Genomic DNA, 11,976 nt, shown 5'->3' on the forward strand with positions numbered 1-11,976 from the left:
GATTTCGTAAACAAGAAAGAGGTTGTCACATTAAAATATGTAATAACCTCTTTCTATATAAATGATATGTATTATTAAACCTCCAATCCACTCAAATTCTTCTGAGTAAGAGGTTTATTGACATATTTCTTTACATAACTGTAGTTCTGAGATCTACTGATATCTTGAGGGTTGATTGAAGATGTAAGCATTATAATCTTACATTTTTCTTTTGTTTTTTCTTCCAATTGATTGAAGAGGTCTAGAAACTGGAAACCATCCATTAGAGGCATATCAATATCCAAGAATATTAATTCGGGCAAAATTTGATCAGCTACATCACCAAGCTTTTCGATATTACGCAAAAACTCAATAGCACTTTTTGCACCTGAATGTATAAATATGTTATCGCTAATTTTTGAAGCCTCAATCATTTTCTGATTAATAAGATTGTCAATCTCATTATCGTCAATCAACATAACTGAGTAATATTTTTTTTGAGCCATCTGGTAAAAGTAAAGCTATAGGGAATAAGAGTTAATGAAACATGTTTACCTACTTGTATGAGCAAGCAAATACTTGCTATTCAGCATTTAATCTTTAATCAATATAACTAAACACTCTCGAACAACAAAGGATTTGTCATAAAAATAACAAGTTGTATATTGATTTTGATGTAAGGTTGAATTACAAAGTTGGAAAAATTAAGCGTACAATCAACAGTTGAATTTGAATTACATGTTTAATTGTACGCTTTTATGTAGTCTAGAGGTCAAATTTAATACCTTGAGCTAGTGGTAACACTTTACCATAGTTGACAGTATTTGTTTGTCTTCTCATGTAAGCTTTCCAAGCATCTGATCCCGACTCTCTGCCGCCACCAGTTTCTTTTTCACCGCCAAAGGCTCCTCCAATCTCAGCTCCCGAAGTACCAATGTTGACATTGGCAATACCACAGTCAGAGCCAGCTGCACTCAAAAAGGCTTCTGATTCCAATAAATGATTGGTAAAGACCGCTGAAGACAACCCTTGTTTTACATTATTCTGGATAGAAATAGCATTTTCAATTTCTCCTGAGTATTTGATTAAATATAGGATAGGAGCGAATGTCTCTTCTTGTACGATCTCAAAATCGTTAGAAGCTTCAACGATAGCAGGGTGAACATAATTGTTCGATAAGCCATCTTGTGCATAAGATGTTCCGCCAATTAAAAGATTTCCTCCTTCTGCTTTTGCTTTCTCAATTGCATTTTTGAAAGCTGTGACTGCGTCTTCATCAATTAGCGGCCCAACTAATTTTGACTCATCTAAAGGGTGTCCGATAGATAGTGATGGATATATTTTTAATAAACGCTCTTTTACTTGATCATAAACCGCATCATGTACAATCAAACGACGAGTGGAAGTACATCTCTGACCACATGTTCCTACTGCACCAAATACAGTAGCACGAATAGCCATTTCAATGTTAGCATTCTCTGTGATGATTAAAGCATTATTTCCGCCTAATTCTAAAAGTGATTTACCCAAACGAGCACCCACTGCAGCACCTACTTTCTTACCCATTCTTGTCGACCCTGTAGCAGAGACAAGAGGAAAGCGTGAGTCGTGCGACATAGAAGCACCAATTTCTGCATCACCAATAATGTAGCTAAATAGACCTTCTGGGAGGTCGTTGTTTTTTAGCACATCTTGTAGGATATGCTGACAAGCAATAGCGGTAAGTGGTGTTTTTTCAGAAGGTTTCCAAATACAAACATTGCCACCTATAGCTGCAATCATTGAGTTCCATGACCAAACGGCAACAGGGAAGTTGAAAGCAGAAATAATTCCTACTAACCCAAGCGGGTGCCATTGCTCAAACATTCTGTGGTCTTGTCTTTCAGACTTCATTTCTAGTCCATACAATTGTCTAGATTGCCCAACAGCAAAATCACAGATATCGATCATTTCTTGTACCTCACCCAATCCTTCTTGGTAGATCTTACCCATTTCGTAGGTAACAAGCTTACCTAGAGGCTCTTTGTATTTTCTTAATTCTTCCCCAATCTGACGAACAATTTCTCCACGTTTTGGTGCCGGTAAAACCTTCCAGCTTTCGAATGCAGCTTGAGCAGTTTGAACAATGTGTTCCAAATCTGATTGATCGGCCATTTCAACCTCAGCAATCAATTGTCCGTCGGTAGGTGAATAGATCTTACGAGTCTCTCTTTTTGAATCTAACTCGGCAAAAACTCTACCTGTAGAAAAGGCAGGGTTACGTTTTTCAATTCCTAATTCTTTTAAAAAATCAAGAGTGATGTTCATGGTGTTATAGTTATGTATGTGTTTATAACTTGAGATAGGGTAATGTGACCTCCATCTCCTGTTTATATGCTTGCTGTAAAGTTGTATAAAAAAAGTGAGACTTATGGAAAATCTCACTAATTTTTATCAAAAAGCCATTTGATGCAGGATAGAAGGGATGAATTTCTCCCTAAAAAATCTAACTAGTTCATCATTAAATACGCTTTGATGAAGTCATTTAAATCTCCGTCCAATACCTTTTGTACATCTGTTTTCTCAACAGCTGTTCTAATATCTTTTACTAATTTATATGGATGCATTGTGTAGTTTCTAATCTGAGAACCGAAGTCCACACGTTTCTTAGAACTTTCCACTTTTGCTCTTTCTGCATTTCTCTTTTCTACTTCTTGTTGATATAACCTCGATTTCAACATTTTGATCGCCTTCTCCTTGTTCTGTAATTGAGAACGTTCTTGCTGACATTCAACGATAATACCAGAAGTGTGTCGTAAACGAACGGCAGTCTCTACCTTGTTTACATTTTGTCCACCAGCACCACCAGAACGGAATGTTTCCCAAGTGATATCAGCTGGGTTGACTTCAATAGAGATAGAATCATCTACGATAGGATAGACGAAAACAGATCCAAATGTAGTGTGTCTTTTTCCACTTGAATCAAACGGACTCAAACGAACCATACGGTGTACACCAATTTCGGATTTAAGATAACCGTAAGCGAAATCTCCATCAAATTCCAAAGTTGCTTGTTTCATACCAACAACTTCTCCTTCGTGGATGTTGACTGTTTTTACCTTGTAACCATTCGATTCTCCCCACATTTTATACATACGGAAAAGCATTTCTACCCAATCGTTTGATTCGGTACCACCTGCTCCAGAGTTGATTTCCATAATGGCAGAAAGACCGTCTTCTTCGGCATCCAGCATTTTCTTTACTTCCAAAGCTTCAATAGCTTCCTCAGTTTTTAAACCTTCAGCATCCAACTCCTCTTGATCGACATCTCCAGCTTCGAAAAACTCAAACAAGGTTTCCAGATCTTCTGTCATACCTTTGATTTCTTCGAATTTAACTACCCAAGATTTCAAGCCTTTAATTTCTTTCAATACGACCTCAGCTGCCTTTGGATCGTCCCAAAAACCTGCGGCAGTTGTCACCTTTTCCTTCTCCTCTATTTCTGATTTTTTATTCTCAATATCAAGATATCTTTCCAAGTCGTTGACTCTCCCGATAAGTTCTTTAAGCTGCGCTGAATTCATATTTTATATATAAAACTGCCGATGGGCAAGTGTATTTGTCATTTAAAAAATCAAATATAGGAGATTTTTTTTAGGAGGTAAACAACATTTTGATGCCGAATTGATGGAAAAGTTCCTCAGTTTAAAAAATTTTAAGAGATTTTTTTTATCAAAAAGCCGCTAATGTGTGTCGGGAATAATGAATGCCAACGCTAAATTTATAAATTTGCCGTTATGAACTTGAAAAACGGAAGATATTTAACCTCAATTTTACTTGCATTGTCACTGTGCTCTTGTGATAAAATTAAAGGTGCATTCGAAAAAGCGGTAGAGGAAGAGAACATAAAAAGTACACGTGTAGCTTTGGCTAAGGTAAACGACAAAGTTTTATACGATACGGAATTAGGTAATCTTTTTACTGAAAGAATGTCGTCTAGTGATTCACTAAATATTAAAGAGAGATATGTGAATACTTGGGTGCGTAAAACCATTATGTTGGAAAGAGCACAAACCAAGGTAGATGTAGAAAAATTAGACCTTAACAGAAGGTTAGAGGAGTATAAATATCAGTTGATCATGCACGAGTATGAAAGACAATTTATTGCTCAAAACTTGGATACATTGGTAACACAGGATCAGATCAAAAAGCATTATAATTCAAATTCTGATGATTTTATTCTGAAAACCAATATCGTTAGAGGAATCTTTCTTCGTTATCCTAACAACGCACCTGATTTAAAGAAGGTGAAGAAGTTGATGAATTCGAAAAAAGATTCAGATAAGGATAAATTAAAGTCTTCTGCTTTGGCCTATGCGGATTTTGTACATTTGGAAGATTCGGTTTGGTTGGATCTTGATGAACTACTTTTTGGTACTCCATTTATGAAATCTCAAGCCGAAGTAACAAAATTGTTGAAAAGAGACAATTTTTGGGAGGTATCGGACGAAAATAATACGTACTTTTACAAAATTGAAGATTATAAAATCGTCGATCAGGTTCCACCTTTACAGTTCGTAGAACCACAGGTGAAAAATGTAATTCTTGGAAGAAGAAAACTTCAGTTAAGGGCAGAGTTGGAAAACGAGTTGTTTGATGAAGCTACTAAGAATCAGGAATACGAAATTTATTTTAAAGAAGAACGCTAAACACATTAAGAAATTTATATTTCTAACTAAGTACTAAACTACTTAAAGAAGTAAGTGATCAAAAATATGAATATCAAATTATCAACTATATTAGGAGGGATTTTAACGTTGATCTCCATAGCCTCTTTTGCACAAACAGACGCTGTTCCAGTAGATAAGATCATCGCTAAAGTGGATAATAACATCATTCTATTATCTGAAGTAGAAGCAGGCTACCAACAAATGTTGAGTAGTGGTGAGTATCCTAAAGACAAACAAGCAGCCAAGTGTCAGGTTTTAAAAAACCTTATTGTAAACAAGATCATGTATGCAAAGGCACAAATTGACTCAGTAGAGGTAGATAATGCTCGTGTAGCTGAAGAATTAGAAAGACGTATGCAATACTTTATTCTTCAGGCGGGATCTCAAGAGAAATTAGAAAAAACTTTGGGTGCATCGGTGAACGATTTGAGAGACGACTTGAGAGATCAGGTGAAAGAACAAATGACGGTTCAGACTATGCAACAACAAATTATCTCGGATGTGTCAATTACACCTAAACAGGTGAAGAAATACTTCGAGTCGATTCCAAAAGACAGTATTCCTTTCTTAGCCGCAGAAGTAAAAGTGGGACAGATTGTACGTAACCCTAAAGTTTCTGAGTCGGAAAAAGAAAAAGCAAGACAGCAGTTATTGGATATCAAAAAGAGAATTGAAGCAGGAGAAGATTTTGGCGTTTTAGCGAAACAGTATTCTCAGGATTACGGTTCTGCTAGAAAAGGTGGTGACTTAGGATGGCACGGTAGAGGTGAACTTGTACCAGAATTCGAAGAAATTGCTTTAACAATCGATCCGAATGAAATTGCTGATCCGGTAGAATCTGATTTCGGTTTCCACTTGATTCAATTATTGGAAAGAAGAGGTGGCCGATTCAGAGCGAGACACATTTTGATTCGTCCAAAATCAAATTACCAAGATGTAAAAGACGCTGTGTCTTTCTTGGATAGTATTAGGACATTAATTGCAGAATCGGATACTTTAGGATTCGAAAAAGCAGTAAACTTATATTCAGACGATCAACCAACAAGATCAAATGCTGGTTACTTTAAAAACCAAGTAACAGGATCGTCTTACATGGCAACGGACGAATTGGATCCGGTAGTATTCTTCGCTATTGATACAATGAGCGTTGGAAATACTTCTAAGCCTTTAAAGTATAGAACAGAAGATGGTCAGCAAGCGGTACGTATCATTTACTACTCAGAATACAAACCTCCGCATTACGCTAACTTGAAAGATGATTATCAAAAATTACAGCAAGCTACGCTGAATTCTCAGAAAAATCAGATTTTAGAGAAATGGATTAAATCGGCTAAAAACGATGTTTTCATCGAAATTGATCCAGAGTTTGATGCTTGTGATGTTTTAGATGGCATCTAATTAAAACGCATTATTTTTAAAGGGCTTACTGATTACCTCAGAAAGCCCTTTTTTTATTTAAGAAAATACCTTAATTTCAATAAAGATTGTGATCGCCCCCTTTCAATTAGGTCATAGGTTAAAAAAACTAATGTGCTCTAAGCAAATCAATTTATTTGGGCGAAAACTGAAATAACAATTAAGACATGACATCAAAAGTAACTTTTGCTTCAGACAAAGACGCGGCAGACGCTTTACATCAGAAATATTTACAGCTCAAAGACGAAATTGGAAAAGTGGTGATCGGTCAGGAAGATACCGTTCATTTTGTGTTGACTGCTATTTTTAGTCAAGGACATGCTTTGTTACAAGGTGTACCCGGACTTGCAAAAACATTATTGATTAATACTGTTGCCCAAGCTTTAGATTTAGACTTTAGTAGAATTCAGTTTACTCCCGATTTAATGCCTTCTGACATTTTGGGTGCTGAAACGATGGATCAAGACCGTAAGTTTAAATTTGTCAAGGGACCTATCTTTGCCAACATCATTTTGGCGGATGAGATTAACCGTACTCCTCCAAAAACGCAGTCGGCTTTATTGGAAGCGATGCAAGAATATAAAGTAACAATTGCGAATCAAGAGTTTCAGTTAGAAAAACCCTTCTTTGTTCTGGCAACACAAAACCCTATTGAGCAAGAAGGTACTTATCCACTTCCTGAAGCACAGCTAGACCGTTTTATGTTTAATATCATCTTGGATTACCCTTCGTATTTGGATGAGGTAAATGTGGTAAAAACAACAACCAATGATGAGAAGCAAACAGTAAGTAAAGTGATGGGTGCAGAAGAGATTCTATACTTCCAACACCTTATTCGTCGAGTGCCTATTGCTGATAATGTGGTAGAATATGCAGTGAAGTTGGTGCATAAAACTCGTCCGAATACTGAATATGCGGAGGAGTTAACCAATAAATATATCGATTGGGGAGCAGGTCCAAGAGCCTCTCAGTATTTAGTGATAGCAGCAAAATGTCATGCTATCCTTTCTGGTAAGTATTCTCCGGATATCGAAGATATTCAAGCAGTAGCTGTTTCTGTATTAAGACACAGAGTAGTGAGAAACTTTAAAGCAGAAGCGGAGGGTATTTCTATTGTAGATATCATAAAGAAATTATTATAAACTTATTAATATTTAAGTAAGAAACTATTGCAAAACTAGATCGCTGAAGTAAGGACTTACAAGTGAAATGGTTTTGCAATGTTTTTATAAACTGATGAACATTATGAACAAATTTATTATTCTACTTTTTTCTTTAGTATCACTACACACCTACGCTCAAAAGAAAAAGAATTATACTGAAAAAGTGGATGAAGTCACTTTTGATATGATTTATGTAAAGGGTGGAGAATTTCAAATGGGTGATAGAAAAGGAGATCTAGTTTTAGACACTGGAGAGAATCCTTCTTTACCGCTTCATAATGTAAAGATTAGTGGATTTTTTGTGGGTAAGTTTGAAGTGACTCAAAATCTTTGGGAAACGGTGATGGGAAAAAATCCAAGTGAAACTAAAATGGGTAATCTTCCAGTGGAAACGGTTTCTTGGAACGATTGTCAAGAATTTATCAAAAAGCTAAATACATTGACGGGTAAAGATTACCGTTTGCTTACTGAAGCAGAATGGGAATATGTGGCTCGTGGAGGTAAAAAACATAGTGATGAAGAGACAGGTAATGTCAATATCACAGATAGGGCATGGATTTTAGATAACTCAGAAGGAAAATTGAACGCCGTAGGTAGTAAACAACCAAATGAATTAGGAATTTATGATCTACAAGGTAATGTTTGGGAATGGGTAAACGATTGGTACGCTGTAGATTCATACAAGAAAACATTATCTGATGATCCTCAAGGTGTCCAAAATGGAAAACACAAAGTATATAGAGGTGGATCTTATATGAGTGAGGAAGAATTTTGTCGACCTGCTTACAGAAATTATGATGAACCTCAGATAAAGCAAAGCTTTATTGGTTTAAGATTAGCGAGATCACTTTAAGTGATCTCTTTTTGTAACTCTTTTCTTTTACGAAAACCAATAAAGTAAAAGCCTAGAGGAGCAAAGACCATTGTTGGAATGGTAGAAAGTACCGGGTTTGGAGTTCCTTTTAATGAATGCACTAAGAAAGTGGCTCCAATAGCAATGCAAGATGGTAGAAGTACTGCCAACATATATTTCTTTTTTTCGGTATATCTTTCGCATAAGGCAGAGACATATCCACCAAACAGAAATGTATATGCAGCTTGTTTTAATGCAGCAGTAAGGGAAAGCATCAAATGATCGCTTTTGTAGTAATTGATTGAAAAAACCATTACTCCCAAAAATAATGCTCCAGCCAAACCATAGCGAATACTCACGTATTTTTTCAGATAATCTTTAACTTTGTTCCACATACCAACTTCAAATATTTAAACACTATCGATTTTTTATCGATGAGCAAAGAAAGAACTTTATGACTAAACAAGAAAATAAACAACAATTTAGTAGCAGATGGGGAGTGATTTTGGCTTCATTGGGCATGGCTATTGGTGCAGGAAACCTTTGGCGATTTCCTAGATTAGCCGGTCAGTATGGAGGAACTTTTATTATTCTTTGGTTTTTATTTCTTTTTGTTTGGTCAATTCCCATTCTATTATCAGAATTTTCGATTGGTAAAAAATATAAACGAGGAGTAATTTCAGCCTTTGCCCAAGCGGCAGGGAAGAAATACACCTGGATGGGCTTTTTTATCACCTTATGTACTTTAGGAATCACCTTTTATTATTCAGTAGTTACTGCTTGGGGACTTTCTTATGTTGGACTTACTTTTGATTTAGTCAAATCACCTCAATTGTTAGAAGGACTATCCCAATCGTTTTTAGAAGACTATTGGGTAAATATTTCTACTGGTAATTTCACCACCGTAGGTCTGCATTTATTTTGTGTGGTTTTAGCTGTTGTGATGTTATATAAAGGCGTCCAACAAGGTCTTGAAAGAGTAAACAAAATTTTAATTCCTACTTTGTTGATATTAATTCTATTGGTTTCAGCTGTGGCCTTGTCTACTGAAAATGGACCAAAAGGGTTAGTGTATATGTTCTCCATAGATCCTGATTTATTCTTTAATTCAAGGGTTTGGATAGAAGCTGTTACACAATCGGCTTGGAGTACAGGTGCAGGTTGGGGCTTAATGTTAACCATTGCCTCCTATTCTAGAGAAAAGGAAGACGTTACCTTTAATATATTAGTAAGTGGAATAGGGAATAATATCGCTTCATTGATAGCAGGAATAGCTATTCTTCCTTCCGTTTTTGCCATTGCTGCTTCGGATGAGCAAGCCATCACATTTTTACAATCGGGTAATACAGCATTGACTTTTACAATCATCCCATTACTTTTTGCTAAGATTCCTTATGGTGAATTCTTAGGGATGGTGTTTTTTGTCGCTTTTGCCATGGCTGCTTTTAGTAGTTTGATAAGTATGACAGAACTGTGTATTCGTACGTTTACTGATCTTAAATTTGATCGAACCAAAGCAAGTATCATCACCGCCTTACTTTGTATGATTTTCGGGTTTCCATCAGCTTATTCTTTGGACTTCTTTTCTAACCAAGATTGGGTATGGGGTCTAGGTTTATTGATATCAGGAATATTTATCGTTTTCGCAGTTCATAAAAATGGAATATCATCATTTAAGAAAAACTTTATAGATAAGGACTCCTCGGTGATATTGCCAAATTGGATGTATAAAACAGCTATGATCGTGAATATTCCAATTGGGTTGTTTTTAATTTGGTGGTGGATGTCACAAGGGTATTCTAACAATCCTTGGTTTACAGAAGAGGGACAATGGAATATGATAGATGTGTATTCGAATGCAACTATTGTAACTCAATGGAGTATAGTTTTACTATTAGGAGTACTTTTTAACAAGTGGTTGTATAAGAAGTTTGTTGAAGCCAATTAATCCTCTTAATATTGCACTATACTATTTAAACTATACAACCATGATTACCTTCCCTAATGCTAAGATCAATATCGGCTTAGGTATCACAGAAAAAAGATCAGATGGCTTTCACAACATCGCGTCATGTTTTTACCCAGTGAATTGGTGTGACATGTTGGAAATGATTCCGGCAAAAACATTGTCATTTCAAAGTACTGGAATAGAAATCCCTGGTAACCCCGATGGAAATTTATGCCTAAAAGCATATCATTTATTAAATGAGAATTACCATATCCCACCTGTAAAGATGCATCTTCATAAGATTATTCCTATTGGAGCAGGTTTAGGTGGTGGTTCTGCAGATGGTGCTTTCGCTATCAAAATGCTAAATGATATGAATCAGTTAGGGTTGAGCATAGAAGAAATGGAAGGGTTTGCGGCAGAATTAGGAAGTGATTGCCCCTTCTTTATCGAAAACAAACCCGTGTATGTTACCGGTAGAGGAGAAGTATTTGATACTTTAGATTTAAGTCTTGAAGGGAAGTACATCGTATTAGTCAATCCGAATATTCATATTTCAACCAAGGAAGCCTACAGTGGTGTTACTCCAACTCCATTATCAGTCGATCTCAAGCAATTGTTGACATCATCAATTAATGAATGGAAAGGAAATGTAGTCAACGATTTTGAACATAGTTTATTGAAGAATTATCCTGTGATTGATAACATCAAAAAATCCTTATATCAGAAAGGAGCAATTTATGCTTCCATGACGGGTTCAGGGTCGACCGTTTTTGGCATTTTTGATGATGAAATAGATCTAAGTAATTATACTGAGTATATGGTTTGGTCCGGAAAGTTGGACTAATAAAAAATCATTACAACGATAACGCTACCAAGAATTCATTTTTGGTAGCGTTTTTTATTGAATTTACCCTTTTGGAAAAGATGACTTTTGTTTTCTTTTTTTGGAAACATTTACCTTGAACAGACTTTTAGTATGATTAATAACGTACAAACAACACGTCTTAAAAGTCTGAAATTCAATGATTAAATACGAAGATACATCTTAATGAAAGTCAATGAGAAGCTCTTGTTTAGATTCATTCAAAATAACCCTCTTATGATAAGGATTATTGTATCAGATACGATTGAGGTATAATTTTGCACTCGAATTAATCAGAGAACTATCTCAAACAAATATTTTATCTAAACGTTAAATTTTTATGAGTTGGCAGAAATCATTGAGTAGTACAATCGGGAGAAAAATTATGATGTCTCTCTCAGGTATCTTACTCATCCTGTTTTTAGCAGGTCACGTGTCAGGTAACATGACTTTATTATTAGGAAAAGCAGACGCATTCAACGCATACGCGCACTTTATGTCTACGAATCCAGCAGTTCAAGTTATCGCAAATGTTTTTAAACTATTCTTCGTAGGTCACATTTTTTACGCAGCAGTGCTTACGCTTCAAAACAAGAAAGCGAGAGGTGGTGAAGCTTACAAAGTGACAAACAAAGATGGTTCATCGGTATCTAAATACATGGGTGTATTAGGTTCTGTAATCGCAGTATTCTTAGTGATTCACTTAAGCCAATACTGGGCAGTAATGCACGAGTACGCAGGTACTATCGGTATGACATCAGTTGATGGAGTACAAATGAAAGACTTGTATGCAGTAGTAAACACATCTTACCAAAACCCAGTGATTGTAGCAGGTTATGTGATCTCAATGATCATCCTAGCTTATCACTTATGGCACGGTTTCGCTAGTGCTTTCCAAACGTTAGGTATCAACAATAAGAGATACACTCCAATCATCTCTTTTGTAGGTAAAGCATATTCTATTATTGTTCCTTTATTATTTGCTGCAATTCCAGTAGCAATGTTCATCAGAGGATAATCGGAACAATTAGTTATTTACTTAA

Annotated in this window: 11 protein-coding genes; 7 read left to right on the plus strand and 4 right to left on the minus strand. The window is 35.9% G+C overall.

The window, feature by feature from the left end:
* Window positions 1–74: 74 nt before the first annotated feature.
* The 3 genes from MY04_RS01305 to prfB all read right to left on the minus strand — a co-directional run bounded on the left by MY04_RS01305 (window position 75) and on the right by prfB (window position 3,542).
* Window positions 75–485, minus strand: a complete 411-nt coding sequence (locus MY04_RS01305; protein ID WP_066205201.1) for a response regulator — start codon at window positions 483–485, stop codon at window positions 75–77.
* A gap of 259 nt (window positions 486–744) precedes the next feature.
* Window positions 745–2,286, minus strand: a complete 1,542-nt coding sequence (amaB, locus tag MY04_RS01310; protein ID WP_066205202.1) for an L-piperidine-6-carboxylate dehydrogenase — start codon at window positions 2,284–2,286, stop codon at window positions 745–747.
* 182 nt (window positions 2,287–2,468) lie between these two features.
* Window positions 2,469–3,542, minus strand: a complete 1,074-nt coding sequence (prfB, locus tag MY04_RS01315) for a peptide chain release factor 2 (RefSeq protein ID WP_066205206.1) — start codon at window positions 3,540–3,542, stop codon at window positions 2,469–2,471.
* 213 nt (window positions 3,543–3,755) lie between these two features.
* On the opposite strand from prfB, the gene MY04_RS01320 reads away from it, so the two are divergent.
* From MY04_RS01320 to MY04_RS01335, 4 genes are all read left to right on the plus strand, one after another.
* On the plus strand, window positions 3,756–4,667 hold the full coding sequence (locus MY04_RS01320) for a hypothetical protein (protein ID WP_066205209.1): 912 nt from the start codon (window positions 3,756–3,758) through the stop codon (window positions 4,665–4,667).
* Between the two features lie 66 nt (window positions 4,668–4,733).
* Entirely contained in the window at window positions 4,734–6,086 is a 1,353-nt protein-coding gene (locus MY04_RS01325; protein ID WP_066205211.1) for a peptidylprolyl isomerase, read from the plus strand.
* A 185-nt stretch (window positions 6,087–6,271) separates the two neighbouring features.
* Window positions 6,272–7,246, plus strand: coding sequence for an AAA family ATPase (locus MY04_RS01330; protein ID WP_066205214.1), 975 nt, complete (start codon window positions 6,272–6,274; stop codon window positions 7,244–7,246).
* A gap of 103 nt (window positions 7,247–7,349) precedes the next feature.
* Window positions 7,350–8,120, plus strand: coding sequence for a formylglycine-generating enzyme family protein (locus MY04_RS01335; RefSeq protein WP_066205216.1), 771 nt, complete (start codon window positions 7,350–7,352; stop codon window positions 8,118–8,120).
* Here the strand turns inward: MY04_RS01335 and MY04_RS01340 are convergent.
* The gene (locus MY04_RS01340) at window positions 8,117–8,515 is read right to left on the minus strand and encodes a hypothetical protein (RefSeq protein WP_066205219.1); all 399 of its coding nucleotides are present in this window, start codon (window positions 8,513–8,515) and stop codon (window positions 8,117–8,119) included. The genes MY04_RS01335 and MY04_RS01340 overlap by 4 nt on opposite strands.
* Before the next feature lie 59 nt (window positions 8,516–8,574).
* Here MY04_RS01340 and MY04_RS01345 point away from each other — a divergent pair, with 59 nt between their 5' ends.
* From MY04_RS01345 to MY04_RS01355, 3 genes are all read left to right on the plus strand, one after another.
* Window positions 8,575–10,068 (plus strand): sodium-dependent transporter, encoded by a 1,494-nt coding sequence (locus MY04_RS01345; RefSeq protein ID WP_066205222.1) that lies wholly within the window; start codon window positions 8,575–8,577, stop codon window positions 10,066–10,068.
* A 40-nt stretch (window positions 10,069–10,108) separates the two neighbouring features.
* Entirely contained in the window at window positions 10,109–10,915 is an 807-nt protein-coding gene (gene ispE / locus MY04_RS01350) for a 4-(cytidine 5'-diphospho)-2-C-methyl-D-erythritol kinase (RefSeq protein WP_066205225.1), read from the plus strand.
* Window positions 10,916–11,273: 358 nt separating this feature from the next.
* On the plus strand, window positions 11,274–11,951 hold the full coding sequence (locus MY04_RS01355) for a succinate dehydrogenase cytochrome b subunit (protein ID WP_066205227.1): 678 nt from the start codon (window positions 11,274–11,276) through the stop codon (window positions 11,949–11,951).
* Window positions 11,952–11,976: the final 25 nt, after the last annotated feature.

It is taken from the genome of Flammeovirga sp. MY04 (genome assembly GCF_001682195.2).
GTDB classification, from domain to species: Bacteria; Bacteroidota; Bacteroidia; order Cytophagales; family Flammeovirgaceae; genus Flammeovirga; species Flammeovirga yaeyamensis.